20 protein-coding genes and 1 riboswitch are annotated in these 23,967 nt (G+C 37.4%); of the genes, 19 read left to right on the top strand and 1 reads right to left on the bottom strand.

The genetic code is table 11. The annotated features are described in order from the left end of the window. Positions 1-6 precede the first annotated feature (6 nt). A complete protein-coding gene (locus ACFCYJ_RS14560) occupies positions 7-351 on the bottom strand; it encodes a thioredoxin family protein (protein ID WP_376074655.1) in 345 nt (114 codons plus the stop codon). 364 nt (positions 352-715) lie between these two features. Here ACFCYJ_RS14560 and ACFCYJ_RS14565 point away from each other — a divergent pair, with 364 nt between their 5' ends. The 19 genes from ACFCYJ_RS14565 (at position 716) to ACFCYJ_RS14655 (ending at position 23,963) form a co-directional block, all read left to right on the top strand. After that, complete coding sequence (locus tag ACFCYJ_RS14565; protein WP_376074656.1) at positions 716-3,100, top strand: 3-hydroxyacyl-CoA dehydrogenase/enoyl-CoA hydratase family protein; 2,385 nt, start codon at positions 716-718, stop codon at positions 3,098-3,100. A 60-nt stretch (positions 3,101-3,160) separates the two neighbouring features. Continuing rightward, positions 3,161-4,333 (top strand): acetyl-CoA C-acetyltransferase, encoded by a 1,173-nt coding sequence (locus tag ACFCYJ_RS14570; RefSeq protein ID WP_132361843.1) that lies wholly within the window; start codon positions 3,161-3,163, stop codon positions 4,331-4,333. A 120-nt stretch (positions 4,334-4,453) separates the two neighbouring features. Then, positions 4,454-6,238 (top strand): acyl-CoA dehydrogenase family protein, encoded by a 1,785-nt coding sequence (locus ACFCYJ_RS14575; RefSeq protein ID WP_376074657.1) that lies wholly within the window; start codon positions 4,454-4,456, stop codon positions 6,236-6,238. Between the two features lie 505 nt (positions 6,239-6,743). Further along, complete coding sequence (locus tag ACFCYJ_RS14580; protein ID WP_376074658.1) at positions 6,744-6,932, top strand: hypothetical protein; 189 nt, start codon at positions 6,744-6,746, stop codon at positions 6,930-6,932. Positions 6,933-6,963: 31 nt separating this feature from the next. Continuing rightward, positions 6,964-7,320 (top strand): arsenate reductase family protein, encoded by a 357-nt coding sequence (locus ACFCYJ_RS14585; protein ID WP_376074660.1) that lies wholly within the window; start codon positions 6,964-6,966, stop codon positions 7,318-7,320. 80 nt (positions 7,321-7,400) lie between these two features. Then, on the top strand, positions 7,401-7,781 hold the full coding sequence (gcvH, locus tag ACFCYJ_RS14590) for a glycine cleavage system protein GcvH (RefSeq protein ID WP_376074661.1): 381 nt from the start codon (positions 7,401-7,403) through the stop codon (positions 7,779-7,781). A gap of 197 nt (positions 7,782-7,978) precedes the next feature. After that, positions 7,979-8,320 (top strand): toprim domain-containing protein, encoded by a 342-nt coding sequence (locus ACFCYJ_RS14595; protein WP_376074662.1) that lies wholly within the window; start codon positions 7,979-7,981, stop codon positions 8,318-8,320. Between the two features lie 16 nt (positions 8,321-8,336). Next, positions 8,337-8,639 carry a thioredoxin family protein gene (locus ACFCYJ_RS14600; protein WP_376074663.1) on the top strand — a complete coding sequence of 101 codons (303 nt, stop codon included), beginning with the start codon at positions 8,337-8,339 and terminating at the stop codon, positions 8,637-8,639. A gap of 64 nt (positions 8,640-8,703) precedes the next feature. Further along, a riboswitch (SAM riboswitch) is annotated at positions 8,704-8,808 on the top strand. 36 nt (positions 8,809-8,844) lie between these two features. Next, a complete protein-coding gene (locus ACFCYJ_RS14605) occupies positions 8,845-8,988 on the top strand; it encodes a hypothetical protein (RefSeq protein ID WP_376074664.1) in 144 nt (47 codons plus the stop codon). A 136-nt stretch (positions 8,989-9,124) separates the two neighbouring features. Then, positions 9,125-10,153: a methionine ABC transporter ATP-binding protein gene (locus ACFCYJ_RS14610; RefSeq protein ID WP_376074665.1), complete on the top strand. Its 1,029-nt coding sequence runs from the start codon at positions 9,125-9,127 to the stop codon at positions 10,151-10,153. Then, positions 10,143-10,811 carry a methionine ABC transporter permease gene (locus tag ACFCYJ_RS14615; protein ID WP_376074666.1) on the top strand — a complete coding sequence of 223 codons (669 nt, stop codon included), beginning with the start codon at positions 10,143-10,145 and terminating at the stop codon, positions 10,809-10,811. The genes ACFCYJ_RS14610 and ACFCYJ_RS14615 overlap by 11 nt, the downstream gene beginning before the upstream one ends. 106 nt (positions 10,812-10,917) lie before the next feature. Then, positions 10,918-11,775, top strand: a complete 858-nt coding sequence (locus ACFCYJ_RS14620) for a MetQ/NlpA family ABC transporter substrate-binding protein (RefSeq protein WP_376074667.1) — start codon at positions 10,918-10,920, stop codon at positions 11,773-11,775. 495 nt (positions 11,776-12,270) lie between these two features. Beyond that, entirely contained in the window at positions 12,271-13,155 is an 885-nt protein-coding gene (locus ACFCYJ_RS14625) for a response regulator (protein ID WP_376074668.1), read from the top strand. Beyond that, positions 13,152-14,198, top strand: a complete 1,047-nt coding sequence (locus tag ACFCYJ_RS14630) for a HEAT repeat domain-containing protein (RefSeq protein WP_376074669.1) — start codon at positions 13,152-13,154, stop codon at positions 14,196-14,198. Before ACFCYJ_RS14625 ends, ACFCYJ_RS14630 begins: the two co-directional genes overlap by 4 nt. Further along, entirely contained in the window at positions 14,195-15,619 is a 1,425-nt protein-coding gene (locus ACFCYJ_RS14635; RefSeq protein WP_376074670.1) for a glycosyltransferase family 2 protein, read from the top strand. Before ACFCYJ_RS14630 ends, ACFCYJ_RS14635 begins: the two co-directional genes overlap by 4 nt. Further along, a complete protein-coding gene (locus tag ACFCYJ_RS14640) occupies positions 15,616-18,792 on the top strand; it encodes a hypothetical protein (RefSeq protein WP_376074671.1) in 3,177 nt (1,058 codons plus the stop codon). Before ACFCYJ_RS14635 ends, ACFCYJ_RS14640 begins: the two co-directional genes overlap by 4 nt. 626 nt (positions 18,793-19,418) lie before the next feature. After that, positions 19,419-20,582, top strand: coding sequence for a dicarboxylate/amino acid:cation symporter (locus ACFCYJ_RS14645; RefSeq protein ID WP_376074672.1), 1,164 nt, complete (start codon positions 19,419-19,421; stop codon positions 20,580-20,582). Between the two features lie 608 nt (positions 20,583-21,190). Next, positions 21,191-22,516, top strand: coding sequence for a nucleotide sugar dehydrogenase (locus ACFCYJ_RS14650; RefSeq protein WP_376074673.1), 1,326 nt, complete (start codon positions 21,191-21,193; stop codon positions 22,514-22,516). 10 nt (positions 22,517-22,526) lie between these two features. Further along, positions 22,527-23,963 (top strand): polysaccharide deacetylase family protein, encoded by a 1,437-nt coding sequence (locus ACFCYJ_RS14655; RefSeq protein ID WP_376074674.1) that lies wholly within the window; start codon positions 22,527-22,529, stop codon positions 23,961-23,963. Positions 23,964-23,967 lie beyond the last annotated feature (4 nt).

The following is a 23,967-nucleotide window of genomic DNA, read 5'->3' on the forward strand; positions in this document are numbered from 1 at the left end:
TTTTTATTATTGTTGAGCAGATAAGAACTCTGTAACTTGCTGAGGTGTTTTAGCATTAGCACTATGTAAGTGTGCTAATTTTTCACCGTTTTGGAAAATTAGTAGGCTTGGAATACCCATTACATCATATTTGTCCGCAATTTCTGGAAGCTCATCACGGTTAAGTTCATACCAGTCAAATTGGTTGTATTCTTCGATAATTGGATCGATAAACATATTCATGCGTGTGCAATCTGGGCACCATCCAGCGTAAAATTTCACTAGCACTTTTTGATCACCAGAGATCAGTTCATTAAATTGGTCAGCAGTTGTAATTGTTTTCATTAGTATTTCACTCTCCTTGCTTTCCATTTTACACATTTTTAACGGAACCTGAAAGTTTTCTGTTTGGAATAATCGGTATCTACTTATTGTCTTGTTTTCGCTCGTAAAAAACAAAAAAAGTTATATATCGCAAAAATAATTGGAGAAAAATGATTGCTAAATTAAACAAAATAATCTACACTAAAAACAGAAAAAGTAGTTTTATCTTCATTCAGCGGAAATATTTACCTCAAAAACTACAATGGTAGCTGGACGGAGATAAGCCTCAGTCGTATGTCACAGATTATGCCTAAAATTATCTGGACAAAAATACGCTAAGGCAAACTTGATATTTTTTTGGTCAAAAAATGAATGGCTATTCATTCAATGGGAGAATAAGGGGGAATTGCTTGTGACGTACAACATTAAAAAAGCAGCTGTTCTAGGTTCAGGGGTAATGGGCTCTGGAATTGCAGCACATTTAGCAAACATCGGTATTCCAACATTATTATTAGACATTGCGCCGAAGGAACTAACGAAAGAGGAAGAAGCGAAAGGTCTTTCCTTAGAGCATCCTGCTGTAAGAAATCGTATCGTCAACGGAGCTCTTCAAAAGTTATTAAAGCAAAAGCCAGCACCACTTACTTCTAAGAAAAATTTATCACTACTATCGGTTGGTAACTTTGAGGACGATCTAGAGAAATTAAAAGATGTAGATTGGATTATTGAAGTTGTTGTTGAAAATTTAGCGATTAAACAAAACCTATATGAAAAAGTTGATGCTGTACGTAAGCCCGGCACAATTATTAGTTCAAACACATCTGGCATAAGTATTAATGCAATGGCAGAAGGGCGTTCAGAAGATTTCCAAAAGCATTTCCTAGGAACTCACTTTTTCAATCCGCCACGCTATTTAAAATTACTTGAAGTCATTCCGGCGAACACAACAGCGCCAGAGGTTGTAAGCTTTATGAAAACATTTGGCGAAGATGTGCTTGGAAAGGGCGTCGTACTTGCTAAGGATACACCGAACTTCATTGCCAACCGTATCGGAACGTACGGTTTACTAATTACTTTACAAGAAATGATGAAGGGTAGCTATTCGGTTGGTGAGGTGGATTCTGTAACAGGTCCACTAATCGGTCGTCCAAAATCTGCAACCTTCCGAACGTTGGATGTTGTTGGTTTAGATACATTTATCCATGTAGCGAAAAACGTTTATGATCAAACAACTGGTGAAGAGCAGCAAGTATTTGCAGTACCAGAATTCCTACAGAAAATGGTCACAAACGGCTGGTTAGGGGCAAAATCAGGTCAAGGGTTCTTCTTAAAGCAAGGTAAAGAGATCCTTGAAATTGATCCAAACACACTAGAGTATAGCCCAGCTAAAAAGTTAAAAACACCTTCTATCGAAATGGCAAAACAAACTCGTGGATTAGCAAATAAAGTGAAAGCATTAACATATGCAAAAGATCGTACAGGAGAGTTATTATGGGGTATTTTCGCTCCGACACTCATTTACTCTGCACAGCTACACGGTGAAATTGCTGATGATATTGTTGCCATTGACAATGCTATGAAATGGGGCTTCGGTTGGCAGCAAGGTCCATTTGAAATATGGGATGCAATTGGCGTCAAAGAGTCCGTAGCTAAAATGGAGGCAGAGGGTCGTGAAGTGCCGGCATTTGTAAAAGATATGTTAGCAAGCGGTCTTGAAACTTTCTATTCGGACATTGACGGTGACCTAGCGTATTATAATGGCTCTGAATATGTAAAAGTGCCAGTCAATGAAAAGGAAATTAACTTAAAACGTTATAAGAAAAAGCACGGTGTTATTAAATCAAATACAGGTGCTAGTTTAATAGATATAGGTGATGGAATTGCATTACTAGAATTCCATTCCCAATCAAATGCAATTGGCTTGGACATTATTCAAATGATTAACTTTGCAGTCGATGAAGTAGAAGCTAACTATAAAGGCTTAGTCATCGGTAACCAAGGGAAAAACTTCTGTGTTGGTGCTAATCTAGGAATGATTTTAGTAGAAGCACAGGATGATAATATTTTTGAGCTAGATTTCGTTATTAAAGCATTCCAAGATGCGATGCAAAAGATTAAATACTCTCGCAAGCCTGTTGTGGCAGCGCCTTTTGCTATGACACTTGGTGGAGGAGCAGAGGTTTGCTTACCAGCTTCTCATATTCAAGCAACAATGGAAACGTATATGGGCTTAGTCGAAGTCGGCGTAGGATTAATTCCTGGCGGAGGCGGTAATAAAGCACTTTACCAAAAATTCCTTAAAGGGTTACCAAATGGCGTTGAGGTAGACTATCAACATATTGCTAATAAAGTATTTGAATCGATTGCGATGGCGAAAGTTTCGACATCTGGTGAAGAAGCACGTGAAAATAACTTCTTAAACTTTGCTGACGGGATATCTGTTAACTCAGATCACCAACTATATGATGCAAAACAAGCTGCACTAGCGCTTTATGAGGCAGGCTATTTACCGCCTGTACCTGCGAAAGTTCCTGTAGTCGGTGCATCAGGCTACGGTACGCTACTAATCGGTGCGCAAGGAATGTTTGAATCAGGCTATATTAGTGAACACGATTTAAAAATCGCTAAAAAATTAGCGTATGTCATTGCTGGTGGTAAAGTTCCATATGGCACATTAGTAGATGAACAGTACCTATTAAACCTAGAGCGTGAGGCGTTCCTAAGCTTAGTGGCAGATCCATTATCTCAACAAAGAATGCAGCACATGCTTTTAAAGGGAAAACCACTGCGTAACTAGTAACTAATTTTAAGACTGAATTAACCATACTTGCACATGAAACAAAGGGGGATTAATACGATGCGTGAAGCCGTTATTGTAGCAGGAGCACGAACTCCGATTGGAAAAGCAAAAAAGGGTTCTTTAGCAACAGTTAGACCAGATGATTTTGGAGCGGTTGTTGTCAAAGAAACATTAAAAAGAGCAGGCTATGAAGGTCCGATTGACGATTTAATTTTAGGATGTGCAATGCCTGAAGCTGAGCAAGGCATGAACGTAGCACGTAATATAGGAGCGCTTGCCGGGTTACCAGATACAACACCAGCGCTGACAATTAATAGATTCTGTTCATCAGGTTTACAAGCAATCGCTTTTGCAGCAGAGCGTATTATGCTAGGACATTCTAAGGCGATTCTTGCTGGTGGAGTCGAGTCGATGAGTATGGTGCCAATGGTAGGTAATACACCTCGCTTAAATCCAACGCTAGCGGAAACTGCTCCACAATATTATATGGGGATGGGGCATACAGCGGAGGAAGTGGCACGTCAATACAATGTAAGTAGAGAAGATCAGGATGCATTTGCTGTGCGTTCACATGAGCTTGCAGAAAAAGCGATTAAAGAAGGTAAATTCAATGATGAAATCGTACCAATCGAAGTGGAGCAGCATTATGTAGATGATAACAACAAACCACAGGTGAAAAAGTTCACGTTTAGCATGGATGAAGGTGTACGTCCAGGTACATCTGTAGAAGGTTTAGCGAAGCTTCGTCCAGCCTTCCATGTTAAGGGCAGTGTTACAGCTGGTAATGCCTCTCAAACTTCGGACGGTGCAGCGGCAGTACTAGTAATGGATCGTGAGGAAGCAGAAAAGCAAGGGCTTACACCAATGGCGAAGTTTTTAGGCTTTGCAGTTGGTGGTGTACCTCCTGAGGTGATGGGTATTGGACCAATCGTGGCAGTACCTAAAGCACTTGAAATTGCGGGGTTAGCAATTGATGACATTGATTTATGGGAAATTAACGAAGCATTTGCGTCACAATCCTTACAGGTCGTACGTCATTTAGGCATCGACCAAAATAAAGTAAATGTCAATGGTGGAGCAATTGCCGTAGGTCACCCACTTGGTGCAACTGGAGCCATTTTAACATTAAAGCTTATTCATGAATTGAAGCGTCAAGGTAAGAAATATGGCGTCGTGACAATGTGTATTGGCGGCGGAATGGGTGCTGCAGGAGTATTTGAAATTCTATAATTTTTGCTAGATCAGCTTGGAGTGCAGCGTTTCCGGTTGCCTCCGAACACAGTGCTTCAAGCTTTTCTATACATTGGGGATAAAAGCTACTAACAATAGATATATAGGGAGGAATTTAGAATGACAGAAAAAACAACGGATTTCATCAAAGGCGGCGGATTTATTATTGAAGATGTGGAATTAGATCGTGTATTTACACCAGAAGATTTCACAGATGAGCATAAAATGATTGCTAAAACTACTGAAGAGTATGTAGCAAATGAAGTGTTACCAGTCGTTGAAAATTTAGAACACCATGAATTTGAGCATTCGGTTCGTCTACTTAAAAGTGCAGGTGAACTCGGCTTACTAAGCGCAGATGTACCTGAAGAATATGAGGGTCTAGGATTAGACAAAGTTTCTTCTGCTTTAATCGCAGAAAAAATGTCAGTTGCTGGTGGCTTCTCTATTACGCATGGTGCACACGTAGGTATTGGTTCTTTACCAATCGTACTTTTCGGAAATGAAGAGCAAAAGCAAAAGTATTTACCAAAGCTTGCGTCAGGTGAATTAATTGCTGCTTACGCATTAACTGAGCCAGGGTCAGGTTCTGATGCATTAGGTGCAAAAACAACTGCAAAATTAAATGATGCAGGGACACATTATATTTTAAATGGTGAAAAGCAATGGATTACAAATGCAGGCTTTGCAGATGTATTTGTTGTCTATGCTAAAATCGATGGCGATAAATTCACGGCATTTATCGTAGAGCGTGCCTTCAATGGCGTTTCAGTTGGCGCAGAAGAGAAAAAAATGGGGATCAAATCTTCATCGACACGTACATTAATACTTGAAGATGCAGAAGTACCTGTAGAAAACCTATTAGGTGAAGTAGGTCGCGGACACGTTATTGCCTTTAATATTTTAAATATCGGTCGCTATAAATTAGGTGTTGGAACAATTGGTGGCTCGAAGCGTGCATTAGAGCTTGCCATTCAATACACAAACCAACGTCAGCAATTTAAAACGAAGCTGTCTGATTTCAATCTAACAAAAGAAAAATTATCGACAATGGCTTCACAATTATATGCGTCTGAGTCATTAAATTATCGAACAGTAGGTTTATTTGAGGACCGCTTAAATCAGCTAAGCCCAGAAGAGCAAAAGCAAGGAAAAGTGATTGCTGGTGCAATTGCTGAGTATGCTATTGAATGTTCTATTGCTAAAGTATTTGGTTCTGAGACTTTAGATTATATTGCAGATGAAGCGCTTCAATTACATGGTGGTTACGGCTTTATGGCTGAATACGAAGTAGAACGTATTTACCGTGATTCTCGTATTAATCGTATTTTTGAAGGTACAAATGAAATTAACCGCATGATTGTACCAGGTACATTTATGAAAAAGGCAATAAAAGGCGAATTGCCATTACTAAAAGTCGCTCAAAATTTACAGCAAGAACTTCTTATGCTAATGCCTGAGGAAGTAGGCACAGAGCCGTTAGCACAGGAAAAATATCTTGTGAAAAATGCGAAGAAGATTGCTGTATTGGCAGCAGGTTTAGCAGCACAACGCTACGGTGCGAAGCTTGATCAAGAGCAAGAAGTATTAGTGAAGATTGCGAATATCGCAAACCAACTATTTGCTATGGAATCTGCTGTGTTGCGTACTGAAAAAGCGATTGCTCGTGACGGTGCTGAAAAAGCGCATCAAAAATTACTGTACACTCAAATCTTCTGCCAAGAAGCATTTGCAGAAATTGAAAAAGAAGCAAAAGATACGATTCTTGCTTCAGCAGACGGAGACGCTGCACGTATGACATTGTCTGCGCTACGTAAATTAACTCGCAACAATCCATACAACTTAATCGCGAAGAAACGTGAAGCTTCTGTTAAATTAATTGAAGCAGAAAAATATATAGTTTAATATAGCAAATTTACCTAGCTATCCGAGATGTGATAGCTAGGTTTTTTTGTTGGAAATAAAAGTATAGCTCTTGCAAAATGAGGGGGTGATTTCCGTTCCAGGCTACTCGCTTTCCTGTGGGCGAGCGTCGAGCCGCTTCCTTCGCTAAAGGAACGAAGGCTAAGTGCGTCACGTCCTGTGACAACGCCTTCGTGACCAACATCGTGTTGGCCTCAGGGTCTCGACTGTCTCGCTTTTCCACGGGAGTCGAGTAGCCTTCCACTCCAATCAACAATATCGTAGAACTTTAATAAATTTTATGTATGTCAAAGGAGAACGCTATGGCTACTCATCATAATCAATCAGAATAGCGACGGCAATTGTACATCTGTTGCGGCTGACGCTTTGCTTTCGCACCAAAAAAACTGGTTGCTAAAGTTTGATTTTATTACTCAAAATCAGAGAAACATGTAAGAGAATACAAGCTGTATGAATTGGTTGATTGGAGTGGAGGCTGGGCGACTCCTTGGGGATCAGCGTCACAGATGAGACCCTGGAGCGAGCAACGCGAGTGAAGCGGCTCATCGGACGCCCCCAGGAAAGCGCCCAGCCGGAACGGAAATCAACCCCACGCTTTGGCTTGAAGAGTTTCATTTTGGTTCGTAACGGTTATGATGGTATACTACAGAAAATGAGTGAGACACTGAAAATGTAGTGTCCTAAAATGATAGTAGAGGAGCCTATAAATGACGATTCAATTTATTCATTATCCGAAATGTACTACTTGTAAAAAAGCTCAAAAATGGCTAAATGACAATGGAATTTCATACGAAGAGGTACACATTGTCGAACAACCGCCTACAAAGGACGAATTATCAAACTTATGGCATGCAAGTGGACAACCGTTAAAGAAATTTTTCAATACTTCTGGTATGAAATATCGCGAGCTTGGCTTGAAGGATAAACTTGCTGAAATGACTGAAGAGGAGCAACTTGAACTGCTTGCATCAGATGGTATGTTGATTAAACGTCCGATTGTAACCGATGGAAAAAAAGTTACTTTAGGGTTTAAAGAATCAGATTTTGAGCAAGCTTGGAAATAACCTCTTTTCATCTTGTTTTTATGGAAGAAGTATGGCACACTGAAAATGAATATATTACATATTTATGGAGGGGTTTTTGCATGAATACACCTAAAGACTTACGTTACTCTGAAGAGCACGAATGGGTTAAAGTAGAAGATGGAAAAGTACGTATCGGTATTTCTCATTTCGCACAATCTGAACTTGGAGATATCGTTTTCGTTGAGCTTCCACAAGTTGGCGACGAAATCAAAACTGATGATCCATTCGGTAGCGTAGAATCTGTAAAAACAGTTTCTGAATTATACGCACCAATCTCAGGTACAGTAGTTGAAGTAAATGCAGATTTAGAAGATAGCCCAGAATTCGTTAATGAATCACCATATGAAAAAGCATGGATGGTCGTTGTAGAGCCTGCTGATGCATCAGAAATTGAAAAGCTTATGACAGCTGAGCAATACGATGAAATGATTGCAGAATAAGACAAGCTTATAAGACAAGCCTGTAATAGAAAAACGTCGGAATCTACCGACGTTTTTTATTATCTGCATTCATCCCCATTACAGTTAATGAGGATGAATGCAAGTATATCTCTTATCAATAGGTGTCTAACAGTATCAACGACAAGATTTATTGATATAATGAATGATAAGGGATATGTCTAAACGGGGGTGGCGTGATGTTCGAGGGGAAATGCTTAATTGTCGAAGGCCGTTCGGATAAGCTTCAAATTGAACCTATTTTAAATGAAAATGTTAAAATACTTTGTACGAATGGTACAATTGGTGTGCATCAATTAGAAGAGTTACTCGATCCATATGAGGGCTGTGAGCTTTATACATTTTTTGATGCAGATACATCGGGTGAAAAGCTACGAGCATTAATGGACAGACATTATCCAGAGGCTGAGCATTTACGTACAATGCCAACATATAAGGAAGTTGAGACAACTCCGAGGAAGGTGTTAGCGGCGATTTTGCTTCGTGCACATTTCTCAATCCATAATGAATATATTTTGTAAGGTTGCGTGAAAAAAGATGGAAGAATGGTCAAAAGAGCAGTGGGACGCGGCTGTGCAGTCCGGTGAAAAGGCTGCCTTTTATTTATATACGCCAATGTGTGGAACGTGTGCAGTTGCATCGAAAATGATGACGGTTGTTGAGCAATTGCTGCCACAGCTACAGGTCGGTAAAGCGAATATTAATTTTATAGAGCAAATAGCTTATGATCTTAAAATCGAAAGTGTACCATGTTTGCTCGTCTGTGAAGGCGGAGAAGTGACAGAAAAGGTTTATGCCTTTCAATCGGTACCATATTTATACGAATTGTTGAAAAATTAATTGACTGAATATTAATCGCGTGGTAAAGTAACAAATATATTAAAAAAACAATAAATATATCGAACTCTTATAAAGAGCGGCGGAGGGAAGTGCCCTATGAAGCCCGGCAACCATCACAAAGTGAAAAGGTGCCAAATCACCCAAAGATTTTATCTTTGAAAGATGAGAGAACGGTTTAACGTATTAGTTACGTGACCCCTTCTACTTGTCTATAAGTGAAGGGGTTTTTTCTTTCAGCGGGTGTCCAAAACCTGCTGAAATAGAGGAACTCAGTCTAAGAACACCACGTCCTGTGGCAATTTATCTGTGCGAAAGCGAAGCGACAGCAACAACAACAACACACGACTGAGTGACCAACATCCTGCAGGCCTAAAGCCTCCGGCGGATGTCACGGAATCGGAAAGGAGTTCTTTGTGCAAGCACAAAGCCGATTCCGGACGCAATTATGCCGAGGCATAATTGATATGAGAAAAGGAGAATTCGCTATGATCAATCTTCAAAATATTACGAAGAAATACAAAACCGCAAATGGCGAATTAACAGCAGTTAAAGACGTCAACCTTTCTATTAATAAAGGTGAAATTTTTGGCATTATCGGCTATAGTGGCGCTGGTAAAAGTACAATGATTCGCTTGTTAAACGGTTTAGAAAAGCCTACATCTGGTACGGTAACGGTTAACAATCAAGAATTTTCATCCATAAAGGGGCAGAAGCTCAGAGATGCTAGACAAAAGGTCAGTATGATTTTCCAACATTTCAATTTACTTTGGTCTAGAACTGTCGCGGAGAACATTGCTTTCCCACTAGAAATCGCTGGTGTGCCAAAGGCAAAACGTGAAGCGCGTGTGAAAGAATTGATCACACTAGTTGGCTTAGACGGACGCGCTAATGCGTATCCATCACAACTATCAGGTGGACAAAAGCAACGTGTAGGCATCGCTCGTGCACTTGCTAATAATCCAGAGGTATTGTTATGTGATGAGGCAACATCCGCACTCGATCCGGAGACAACAGATGCTATTCTAGATTTACTTGTCGATATTAATGAACGATTAGGTTTAACGATTGTGTTAATCACACATGAAATGCACGTTATTCGCAAAATTTGCCATCGTGTAGCGGTTATGGAAGCTGGAGAAATTGTAGAGCGTGGTGAAGTGTTACAAGTATTCCAAGCTCCACAAGCGGCCATTACAAAAAAATTCGTTTCTCAAATTACAGATACGAAGGAAACACAGGAAACTGTGGCACAAATTAAAGTAAATTACCCTGATGGACAACTTGTTAAGCTAATCTTTGTAGGAGAAAAAACAGAGCAGCCGATCATTTCACATCTTGTGAAACAGTTTGATGTAGAAGTAAGTATTGTTCATGGTAATATTTCACAAACGAAAAACGGCGCGTACGGTACACTTATTGTGCAAATTGATGGCACAGAGGCGAATGTTGCTGCTGCACTTAGCTACTTGCATACAGTCGAAGTACAAACGGAGGTGATTGCCAATGCTAACTAGTCTCTTTCCGAATGTCGACTGGGAAAAAATGTGGGACGCTACGTATGAAACGTTGTACATGACAACAATCTCTACGGTTATCACATTTATACTTGGATTAGTGATTGGGATCTTATTATTTTTATCAAGTCCAAACCAGCTATGGGCCAATAAACTGGTGAACTTTTTAACAGGTTCAATCGTTAACATTTTCCGTTCGATTCCATTTATCGTTTTGATTATCTTATTAATTCCATTTACAAAATTTTTACTCGGCACAATTCGTGGTGCAGATGCGGCTTTACCAGCACTAATTATCGGAGCTGCACCATTCTATGCACGAATGGTATTAATCTCCTTGCGTGAAATCGATAAAGGTGTGATTGAAGCGGCTCGTTCAATGGGTGCCAAAACGTCAACAATCATTTGGAAAGTATTAATTCCAGAAGCGTTACCAGCGCTTATTTCTGGTCTTACTGTAACGGCTGTAGCACTTGTTGGTTATACTGCGATGGCAGGTATTATCGGTGCAGGTGGTCTAGGAAACTTAGCATTCTTAGATGGTTTCCAACGTAATCGCACAGATGTAACATTAATGGCAACTATATTAATCTTAATAGTAGTATTTATTATTCAATGGATTGGCGACTTCATTACAGCCAAAACAGATAAACGCTAAAAAGGCGCTAATTACAAAAAAGCGCATCTCGCTACGACATCAGAGAGGTTATTTCGGTTTTATACCGCTAACATACTTTAAACAAGATAAAAGGGAGTGCAAGAAAATGAAGAAATTATTAGCAGGATTATTTTTATCAGTATTAGTACTAGTTTTAGCTGCTTGTGGTGCTGGTAAAAAAGAAGATACAAACTCAAACGCATCATCTGGTGATAAATCAGACAATAAAGAAAATGTAACATTAACAATAGGTGCTTCTAATACGCCTCATGCGATTATTTTGGAAAAAGCAAAACCTATTTTAGCAAAAGAAGGTATCGATCTTAAAATTGAAACGTATCAAGACTATGTATTACCAAACCAACATTTAGAATCAGGTGACCTTGATGCAAACTATTTCCAACATCTACCTTACTTAGAGCTTAGCATGAAAGAAAATGGCTATGACTTTGTAAATGCTGGTGCCATTCACATTGAACCAATCGGAATTTACTCTAAAAAATATAAATCTCTTGAGGATCTACCAAAAGGTGCAACAATTTTACTTTCTAGCTCAGTTTCAGACCACGGTCGTATGCTTTCATTGTTAGAAGCTAAGGGCTTAATTAAATTAAAAGATGGTGTTGATAAAACAGCAGCAGAAATAAAAGATATCGCAGAAAACCCTAAAAACTTCAAATTCGATGCAAATACAGCGCCTGAAATGCTTGTACAAATGTATGAAAATAATGAAGGTGATGCGGTTCTGATCAACTCGAACTTTGCAATCGATAACGGCATAAATCCATTGAAAGATGCAATTTCTCTTGAAGATAAAGAATCTCCTTATGTAAATATTATCGCTGTACGTGCTGGTGATGAAACAAAACCAGAAATTAAAAAATTAATAGAAGTATTAAAATCTAAAGAAATCCAAGACTTCATTATTGAAGAATGGAAAGGCTCAGTTGTCCCAGTTAAATAATTTGAAATTTATCAAAAAGGGTATGTATAAAGCTTACATACCCTTTTTATCTTGGCATCATGTATCAATAAACAAAAGCTGATTTTCACTCCGAGGCTTGGCTTTAATCAGGCTTTCAGCACAAGCTGATCTTGCAGGAGTCGCCACTCTCCGTGAAAAATCAACGATTCCTCAGTCGACAAGCTGAAATAAAATAGTGTTTTTTGTAGTCTGAAAGGGTATGTAAGTGATAAAGCTTACATACCCTTTCTTCTTATTTATAAAAGGTTGTCTTTTATCAGAAAAATATAACTTTTTATCAGAAAAGGTATTATCCTGTAGTTTGTAGCAAAAATATAATAATATTTTAAAAGTGATCGATTTACCAAAAATTTTGTATAGCAATTGTTTAGTCATCTTTATTACTATAGTTGTTGGGTTTATAAATCAAAAAAATGATAGAAAAATAATGAAGGAGTATTAAAATGCTTCTTCCATCAACTGGGGTGAACATCAATGAATAAATTAATCATTGCAGAAGATATCATGCAGGAGCATGAGGTGAAGGGTTATTTTGAAATTTTGCGTGAGAGTGTTATTCGTTCACGTTTAACAATGACTGCAGTCTTTTTTAAAGTAGCGAATTCCTCACAAGGAACGGATATAGAACGTAATCAAGTGAATCATCAAATTTCAGCTTTTCTAAAATCAAAAATACGAAAAACTGATTTACTTTTTCAACTAGCAGATGGCATGCATTGGGGAATATTTTTTCTGCAAAGTAGTGAGGTAGAGGTAAAGGCGTTTTTAAAACGGATTTTCGCAATTCTAACGCAAGAAAGGGAATTTCAACAAATAGCGTTAAAAGCTTCCGTTACTGAAATAAGAAATAATAGCGTTGACTTTGAAACATTGTTAGATAAAAATAAGCACAAACTAGCTGATGACGAACAGCCGACTTGGTCAGTAGAACAGGTTACAGATTATCGTGTACAACCAACGGAGCAAGTAAAGGTTAGCATTATTGAACAAAATGAAATCTTTAGAAAAGTGCTAGATACGACGCTCAAAAATTTAGACATTCCTCATTATACTTTAGACGTGTCAACCTATGAAGATGGCTATAGTTTTTTACAGTCCGATAACTATAAAACAGGCCATATGCATTTAGTTGTGATGAACGACATTTTACCACGTAAAAATGGCTTAGAAATTTTGCACATTTTGCGAGAAATGCCGAATGAGAAAAAGTTCATTATTTATATGATGTCAGAACGAAACTCAGAGGGTGCAACACTTAATGCATATGAAGGTGGCGTCGATGAATATATCGTAAAACCATTTAATTTACGTTTGTTAGAAGCAAAAATTAAGCGTACTTTTGCGAGGTTCTGGCTATGATACAACTATCGATTTCTTTTCTTTTAACGGTCATCGTTGTTTTATTAGTAGTTCTATTTTTATTTACGATCTATATACTTGTTCAGCGTCATCGAGAAATTCGTTTTACCGAAGTGCGTGATACTTTTTTACAAAAATATTCACAGCATTGGTACAACTATTTAATCAATGATGAAATTTTTTCTATAGTGCTTGTTCCCCGCGGAAGAGCTCAAGTAGCAGCTATAGAAATAATCTTTTCATCTTATTTGAAAAATATAATCAATGAAAAAGTTGAACATAAAATAAAAGAGTTTTCTAATCTCTATTTAAAAGAGTTTTACGAAAAGGATTTATCCAGTAAACGATGGAGCATAAGGATGAATGCTTTATATCGTATTGCTGATTTCCAGATAGAAGCATTATTAGATACTTGTCAACAATTCGAGAAAACCAAAATTTCGGAGGGAGAATATTTTCAACTGTTAAAAATTTACTCTATCTTCCAACCAGAATTGTTTATTGAAAAAATTAAAGAATCGAGTATCAATTATTCTGAAAGCGAATATAGAAGATTATTTGTATTGTTAGAGGATGACGTATTTATTCGATTATTTGAAGACTTTGATAGCTGGACAAAAAATATCCAATTTGCTGCAATTGATACGGCAGCTGTCAAAAGAAATATGCAATATATTGATCAGTTAAAACAGCTATTAACACATGAGATTCCAGAAATTCAAATAAGAGCATTAAAGGGTCTTTATGAAATTGGTGTAATTGATGAAATCGATCCTTATGTTCCGTTTGTAACATCAGATATGTGGGAAGTAAGATTAATGGTTGCGAAAATCTTTAATCATGTACCACTCAACTATTCCTACACTTATTTAGAACAGCTTCTTCAAGATGAAAATTGGTGGGTACGCTCACAGGCAGCTAAAACAATTGTAGAAAATAGAGAAGGAATTGCAAAATTACAGCAATTTATGGAGTCCTCAAATGACCAATATGCAATTGAAATGGCACAGGAAACAGTAGTCAGAAAGCAGGGGAACAAATGAAAGTATTTTTAGATTTTTGTATGTGGTTCTTTGGTGGATTTATTCTGGTTTATATGTTATTTGTTATTGTTTCATATTGCGCAATGTTTGTTATTGCCATGCTAGTTATGCGAAAACGCTATAAATTAGATCCCTCAGAGTATGATGATGCGCATACAGATGCCTTCTACTCAAAACCAGTATCCTTATTAGTCCCTGCTTACAATGAAGAGATTGGGGTTGTAGACACAGTCTATTCACTGTTGAATTTACGATATCCACAAACGGAAATTATCATTATTAACGACGGGTCAACTGACTCTACACTACAAACCGTTATCGAGCATTTCCGAATGAAGCCCGTTGATAAAATTGTTCGTACACATATCCCTACAAAACAAGTTAAACAAATTTATGAATCTGAGATCTATAAAAATTGTATTTTAGTAGATAAAGAAAATGGTGGTAAGGCAGATGCATTGAATGTTGGTATTAATGTATCTCAATATCCATACTTCTGCTCTATTGATGGTGATTCAATCTTGGATGAAAAGTCATTGCTTCGTGTGATGAAGCCGATTATTTTATCAGATGGCGAAGTGATTGCGGCAGGGGGAAATATCCGAATAGCCAATGGAGCGAAAATGCAACTTGGTTCTGTTACTGAAACACACTTACCAAATAATTACTTAGTCATCATGCAAATAATAGAATATGCGCGAGCCTTTTTAATGGGGCGAATAGCTTTAAGTAAATACAATCTTGTGCTTATTATTTCGGGAGCATTTAGTGTATTTTCGAAGGAATGGGCTGTAGAAGCGGGCGGTTATTCAACAAATATTATTGGAGAAGACATGGAGCTTGTCGTGAATATTCACCGTTTGATAAGAAAGAAAAAAGAAAAGAAACGTATAGAATTTGTTCCAGATCCTGTGTGCTGGACTGAAGCACCTCAGACATTAGGGGTTTTACGAAACCAACGTAGACGTTGGCATCAAGGATTATTTGAAAGTCTTTGGAAGCATAAGACGATGACGTTGAATCCAAAATATGGCTTAATCGGCATGCTTTCATTTCCATATTTTTGGCTAGTAGAATGCCTAGGACCACTAGTTGAGCTAGGTGGTTATATTTATATCGTAGTGGCCTTTTTCTTAGGGAAAATCTATTATGAAGTAGCCATAATCCTGTTACTGCTTTTCGTCATTTATGGCGTCATTTTTTCAATTGCCTCTATATTATTCGAAGCATGGATCTTGAATACTTATCCGAGACCGAGAGAGCTACTACGCATGATACTTTTAGCATTTACTGAAATTTTCTGGTATCGACCACTCACTCTTTTTTGGCGCTGTGAGGGATTGATTCGGTTTGTGCTAAGAAGAAGCGATTGGGGTAATATGAAGCGTGTCGGCATCGGTGAAAAGGAGAAAAGTGTATGAAGCGTATATATATAGGAATTATAGTCGTTCTAATTCTCATGATCACACCTATAGCATGGTGGTATTTCAGCGATGAAAAACCGCTCAACGTTGCGATTCTAGATAAAACGGTTCCGAATGAAACTTATCGAGAGCATTTAGGTGTGAACTGGTTTTTAAACCATTATAAATACACAATTGATGATCATCCGTATGATGTACAAAAAAATTACTATGGTACGATCCCGAATGATAAAACGAAGAAAGTGTCAGAAAAAAAGTTTCCGAGTGACTATAGTAATTATGATGTTATTTATTTGGCAGATACGTATGGTGTTTATAAGGATGATTTAAATGAAAAAAAGCGCCTAGGTAAACGCTCAGAAAAAATTGTTGGCGGCTTGGAAATGAATGAATGGCAGTCTATTGTATCTCGATTAGCAAGCAACAAGAAAAGTATGTTGATCGCTGAATACAATACATTTGCGTCACCAACGTCAGTGGAAGTTAGAAAAGAGTTACAGGATTATTTAGGGGTTTCATGGTCTGGATGGATTGGGCGTTATTTTGATGAACTTGATTATCATAAAAATAAAGAAATTCCACAATGGGTCATCGATGAACATGGTGATAATTGGCCATACAAGGGCGGAGGCTTTCTTCTATTTAATGAAATAACAGAAAAGCTCATTGTGCTAGAAATGGACAAGCATGTAAAAACTGAAGGCATCCAGGTTCAATTTACTGAAGAAGGGCAAAAATTCTTTAATACCTCTGCTCGTGCAGAGTATGGCTATTGGTTTGATATTATCACACCTAAATATGCGGAGGATGCTCTAGCTAATTATGAATGGGACTTAACAAAAGAAGGGGAAAAACTATTAGAGGCCAACGATATTCCACAGCAATTTGCGGCAATCGTTTCACAGGATAAACGCTACACGACAAGCTATTATTTTGCTGGAGACTTCAATGATATGTCACGGGTACCGACCCTTTACAAAATAAAGGGATTACCGACCATTTATAAATATGCTGAGAAATATGCAGATAGTTCATTTTATTGGTCGATCTATATACCAGTCATGCATAAAATTTTTGAAACGTTTGAGCAAAAAGAAGTTCAAGAAAACGTTAATCATGACAAATTAAATTATAACGCACGTACTAAGGGCGAGTCATTTGAAGTCTTACGTGATGGGAAATGGGAGCCACTAGTCTTTAAGGGCGTTAATATCGGTATGGGTAAACCAGGAGCATTCCCTGGCGAGGCTGCTATTAAGGAAGAAGAGTACTATCGATGGTTCCGTCAAATTGCTGAGATGAATGCCAATACGATTCGTGTCTATACATTACACCCGCCAGGTTTTTATCGGGCCCTTGCAAAATACAATGAAGAAAATCCAGATAAACCACTGTATGTATTGCATGGTGTATGGATTAATGAGGAAGGCTTGGTTGATTCATTAGATGCCTATGATGAAGCTACCTTAGAGGATTTTCAACTTGAAATGAAGCGAATGGTGGACGTTATCCACGGTAATACTTATGTGAAGCCAGTAACAGGACATGCCTCAGGATTATATGATGTGGATGTTTCAAAATATATAATAGGCTGGGTGCTAGGAATCGAATGGTATCCGCATATGGTTGTTGGTACGAACGAGAAACACGCTAATATAGGCGATTACAATGGGAAGTACTTTGAAACGAAAAATGCTGCACCATTTGAGCATTGGTTAGCGGAGCAAATGGATCTTATTACTGTTTACGAGAAGGATAAATATAATTGGATCCGTCCAATGAGTTTCACAAACTGGGTAACAACTGACTTATTAGACCATCCATCTGAGCCTTCTGAGGATGAAGATTTGGTAGGCGTAAATCCAAATGTCATCTATACGAAAGGTGAGATGCAGGCACCTGGCCAATTTGCTTCCTATCATGTTTATCCTTATTACCCTGACTTCTTTAACTTCGACCAAAAATATTTAAATTATAAAGATTTCCGGGGCAATAAAAATAGTTATGCAGGATATTTAAAAGACTTACATGAAGCTCATCGTATGCCTGTTCTTATTGCGGAGTTTGGAATCCCTGCAGCTCGTGGTATGACACATGAAAATGTTTATGGATGGAATCAGGGCCATATGTCCGAACAGCAGCAAGGTGAAACGCTTCAACATTTATATGAAGATATTATGCATGAAGGCTTGCTCGGAGGTCTTGTCTTTACATGGCAAGACGAGTGGTTTAAGCGGACGTGGAACACGATGGATTATGATGATCCAAATCGTCGACCGTATTGGTCTAATGCACAAACGAATGAACAGCAATTTGGCGTACTAAGCTTTGATCGATTGAAAGTAAAAGTAGACGGCGATACAAAGGAGTGGAAAGGTACACAAATGTACAATACCTCACCTTCTGACTCAACAGATTTTGCTGTCGATTATGATGAAAGATATTTGTATCTCAAATTAAAAAGTGATGTTTTAGAAAAAGCCTCACCCCGTATTTTATTAGATGTAGTACCAAATCAAGGGAATACTTCAGCAACATCCATAAAAGACATGACGTTTTCAAATGGCGTAGATTTTATGGTGGAATTAAATAAAAGTGGAGACTCTCGAGTTGTCATAGATGAATACTATGATTTTTATGATTATTTTTACGGTCATAGTTTAAATATGATTCCGCCTCGTATGGCAGTTCCCACAAAAAATAGTGGTAAGTTTTCACCGATTTATTATGTGTTAAATAAACAGCTGTACTTACCAGAGCAAAATAGGACTACCGATTTTAGTTCTTATGAAACAGGGAAGCTGCTTCAAGGGAATGCTAATCCGAAAGCAAAAGATTATAATTCGTTAGTAGACTACACGTGGACGGATGATAATGTGATTGAGCTACGAATTCCTTGGCTACTGATTCAAGCAAAAGATCCAAGCCAGCGTGAGTTTATGGGAGATTTATATAAAGATGGAGAGACAGCTTCGACGAAAGTCGATAATATTTATATTGGTGCGGTCTTTGTAGATAAAGAGGGCAAGGTTGTAAAATCTTTACCTGAGACAAAAGACCATGTCTTACCTGCTCTCTCAGCGTATTCATGGGAACCATGGCAAACGCCTAAGTATGAAGAGCGTTTAAAACAATCATATTATATTTTACAAAAATTATTTAAAGATTAATCAATTATGCCTCGGCATGATTGCGTCCGGAATCGGCTTTGTGCTTAGGCCTGCACGATGCAGGTCAGTTAGCCGTTATCGCATGAATGCGATGGTTTTAGGCTAACATCCTATATTGAACTCCTTACCGATTCCGTGACATCCGCCGGAGGCTTTGGGCCAACACGATGTTGGTTACTCAGTCGTTGCCACAGGAAGTGGCAACGACTGAGTTCCTCTATTTCAGCGGGTGTTTGGATAATCGTTGAAAAATAGCTTAAATCCGCATTCATCTCATCACCTATAATAGAGGTGGAGATTTCTGCTGAAAGAAGTTAAATGGAGGCTTAGGATAGGTGAGTTTTTACCTATTCTAAGTTTTTTTTTTGGCTCATCCCAAAAGTAATGGATGACATTTGTTAATTTTAGATAAGTTGATTGGAGTGAAGACTGGACGCCCCTAGGAAAGTGCCCAGTCGGAACGGAAATTAACCATACGTTATGGTGATGAGCTGTTTTGTTTGAAAATAGAAAAATATTTTATAATTCCGCCTATTACGCAAGCTGTATATTCTTGCAACTGTTTATGTTAAATTACTAATAATACATTCGAGAAAGACAGTTGTTTTTTTAAGGAGGACAATATCGTGAAGTTTAAATTTGGTCTATTGGCAAAAATTATTGTCGCTATTTTGTTAGCGGTAATACTTGGAAGCTTTATGCCAGAGCCATTTGTACGTATATTTGCAACATTTAATGGCTTATTCGGTAATTTTTTGAATTTTGTTGTACCACTTATTATTATTGCATTTATTGCTCCGGGCATAGCTCAGCTTGGGAAAGGCTCAGGGAAATTATTAGGCTTGGCAACATTCTTTGCCTATTTCTCAACAATCATTGCAGGGATGTTCGCCTTTTTGGTAGCGCGAAATGTGTTACCCAACTTCATATCAAATGGTGCTATGGAAAGCATGAAAAACCCAGAGGAATTTTTAGCACAGGCATTCTTTAAAGTTGAAATGCCTCCATTAATGGGTGTGATGTCAGCATTAATTTTTGCATTTATCGTAGGGATTGGTATGACTGCCATCAAAGGCGATGTGATGAAACGTGGTTTTGAAGAGTTTAATGTAATCATTGAAAAGGTAATTTCATTTGTGATTATTCCACTTTTACCATTTCATATTTTCGGGATCTTCTTGAACATGACATATGGAGGACAAGTAGCAAAAATATTTTCTGTCTTCGCAATTGTCTTCGCACTTGTAATTGTGATGCATTGGGTAATATTGCTAGTGCAATACACTGCTGCGGGAACTTTAAATAAGAAAAATCCACTTATGTTACTTCGAACTATGCTACCTGCGTATTTTACAGCATTAGGCACACAATCTTCAGCTGCAGCTATTCCGGTTACATTGCGACAATCACAAAAAACGGGAGCTTCAGAAAAAGTAACGAATTTTACAATCCCATTGTTTGCAACCATTCATTTATCAGGTAGTACGATCACAATCGTAACTTGTTCTTTAGGTGTTATGATGATGAACGGTATGGATATAGGTTTTGCACAATATATCGGCTTTATCTTTATGCTAGGTATTACGATGGTTGCTGCACCAGGTGTCCCAGGAGGAGGAGTCATGGCAGCGATAGGTTTACTGCAAACAATGCTCGGCTTCGATGAAACAATGGTTGCGCTAATGATCGCACTGTACTTAGCACAAGATAGCTTTGGTACAGCTACAAATGTAACGGGAGATGGTGCATTAGCCATGATTGTCGATCGTTTCAACAAAAAAACAAATTAATAAACATCAGAGTGAACGATAGAATCACTAAAAAAAAATCGCCTGTTACGGCGATTTTTTTTTGCTTAGGATGTTAGTTGCAAAATAATAACCAATTTTTCAAAGAACATATGTTGGAGTTCTCTTAAAGATTAATTAGAGAGCGCTACTTTTCAAGATAAATAGCTAATGGTGATAATAAAGCGTTTCTTATGGATTTAATAGTTAATTAGATAACACTTATTTTTTAAAAACTAGTAAAAATATTTTTTGTGAAAAAAAATAACAGTTTTTACTTGGTTAAATTTAATACAATTACATGTTATGTAGGGATTTATCGAAAATATATAGTTCTAAAGAAAGAAAATGTGGATGTAGTTAGGAGGGTAATTTTCGGTAAAATAGTTATTTTTTCATTTTAAATAGAAATTGTATAGAAAATGTTTAGTTTTATTTAGTACTATATATGTATTGTAGAAGTTCGCATTTCAAATTATGGGATAATATTACTTGGAATGGATGTGAGATGAGAGGGATACATGTGCAAAAAATGAATCGTAAAAGAATTAGCAATTGTAGAAAGTAGTCTCTGAAATTTTTAAAATATTAGACAAAGGAGTGATTTGTTTATGGGGATAAAAATTGAGTCAAGGGAATTAGCTATATCAAATAAAATCAAAACAAAAAGTGCAACAATTGGAGTTGTTGGACTTGGTTATGTGGGGCTCCCATTAGCCTTGGAAATCGTCAATAAAGGCTTTGCGGTAATTGGCTTCGATAAAGACAATGAAAAAATTACTAAATTAAAAAGCGGTGATAGCTATATTGCTGATATGTCTAACACAATCATAGAGAAAGCCGTTAATGAACAGAAATTTGACCCGACAAATGATTTTTCTAAACTTGAACATGTAGATATCATTATTATTTGTGTACCGACACCTACGACTGCAGATGGAACACCTAATATCTCTTATATTGTTGATGCAGCTAATGCAATCGCACAGAACATATCCTCTAATACTTTAATTATTCTTGAAAGTACAACTTACCCTGGAACAACAGAAGAAGTAGTTCAACCAATCCTAGAAAAAGGTAACTTTATTATTGGAAAGGATATATTTTTAGCGTATTCTCCTGAACGTGTGGACCCTGGAAATTTGAATTTTTCAGTTTCGAATACGCCTAAAGTAGTTGGCGGAGTATCAGTAGCTTGTTTAGAAGTTGCCAAACTTTTTTATGAAACGGTGATTAGTACAAAGGTGTTTACGGTAACAAGTCCAAAGGTTGCTGAAATGGAAAAGTTACTAGAAAACACATTTAGGCAAATTAATATTGCCCTTGTCAATGAATTAAGTCAGATTTGCTATAAGATGGATATTGATGTGTGGGAAGTAATTGAAGCAGCTTCGACCAAGCCTTATGGTTTTATGCCATTTACACCTGGCCCTGGAGTAGGTGGTCATTGTATCCCAGTAGACCCTAAATATTTATTATGGGCTGGCCAGCAACATGGTATTGCGGCAACATTAATTGAGACCGCAGATAAAATTAATGATTCCATGCCGAACTTTGTAGTTGCAAGACTTGAAAACTATTTAAATGTGCAAGGAAAAGAGATAAATGATGCAGAAATTGTAGTTATTGGAGTTTCCTATAAGCCAAATATTAATGATTATCGAGAATCACCAGCATTAAATGTCATTGACAAATTAAAGGACAAGCAGTGTGGTCTAAAAGTTATCGATCCATTTATTGATACATTTACAGTTGGTAATTACATGTTTAACACCGTTTCGCTTACAAAAGAAATAATTCAAAAAGCAGATGCTGTAGTCATTTTAACGAATCATACAACTATTGATTATTCATTGATTGATCAACACGCTGCTTTAATTTTTGACACACGCAATACCCATTATTTGTTCGAGAATAAAAAATACTACAAATTATAGGAGGGGTTCTGTGAACGCGAGGCGACTAAAAATATGTAGTCTATTATTCCTTTTATTTTTAGCTGGATGTCAATCGTCTGCTCAAACTAATCAGGTTCAACCAGTTGATTCAGCAGTTAAGGTAAAGGAACATGATGGGACGATGAGTGAATTTTATAGTCACGCAAAAATTCTTATTCCAAAGGTAGCTTTAACCTTTAATGGACTTGCAGACAATGAAACAATGCAAAAATTACTAAAGGCTTTGGATCAATCTAACATGAAGGCAACATTTTTCGTAGAAGGTACGCGAGTGGCACAAGATCCTGAGTTAGTGAAGGATATTTTAGCTAAAGGTCATGAGGTAGAAAATGGAACATTGACGTTTTCTGAAATGACTGATTTGAGTTATGAAGAAACTTATAAAGAAATCTATTTAGCGAATGAAGTTTTTAAAGAGAAATTAGGGTATACACCTAAATACGTTCGTAGTCGTTCTGGTGATTCAACGGACAATATGCGTTTAGCAACTAAAACCATTAATATGAAGGGAGTCGTAGGATCTTCCGTTAATCCAAAAGATCGAAATATGCAAAGTGCTGAAGAAATAATGGATTATATTCATCGCTTTATCGATAGTGGATCTATCATTCATTTAAACACGTACATTAATCCTGCGATTATTGATGTTATTCCACTATTGTCTCATTTGGGCGAAGAAAAAGGATACGTTTTTTCTACATTAACGGACGTTTTGGATAAACAATATTTAGTAAAATCCTTAGAGGAAATTGAAGGCTATGATGCTATTAAAGTAAATCCGGATTATGAAAATGTAAAACCGAATATGTACTATCGTAAAAATACTTCCAAAAAAGAAGTTGCTTTAACCTTTGATGATTGGGCGAGTGAGGAGAGACTTAAAGAGATTTTGGATGTTCTTGATAAGTATCATGTTCAATCTACATTCTTTTTAATTGGCAAAGGTGTGGAAAAGGATCCGCAATTAGCGCGATTAATTGTTGAGAGAGGCCATGAGGTTGCAAGCCACTCCTACAATCACCTTGATGTTACGACCATGACGCCGGAAGAATTACAAGAGGATGTCGTGATGGCACATAAGGCGTTAACATACGCCATACAGGAAGAACCTTTGCTGTATTTCAGACCTAATAAAGGTGCTATTAATGAAGAATCAGCGAAAATTATTGCCGCAACAGGTGTCAAATCGATTGCTATGTACGATATTGCATCATTCGATTGGAATTTAGAATTTACCGTTTCAGATATTTATAATCGTGTGATGAGTAGGATTGCTCCAGGAAAAGTAATTGTTATGCACATTTTAGATGGTACAAAAACAGTTGAAGCTCTACCAGTAATCATTGAAAAGTTGCAAAAAGATGGGTATAGCTTTGCAAAAATGTCGACTTGGATTGAAGAAGATTCAAACAAGAAAGTGAATTGATAAT

It is taken from the genome of Lysinibacillus sp. NPDC056232 (genome assembly GCF_042267565.1).
In the GTDB taxonomy this organism is placed as follows: Bacteria; Bacillota; Bacilli; order Bacillales_A; family Planococcaceae; genus Lysinibacillus.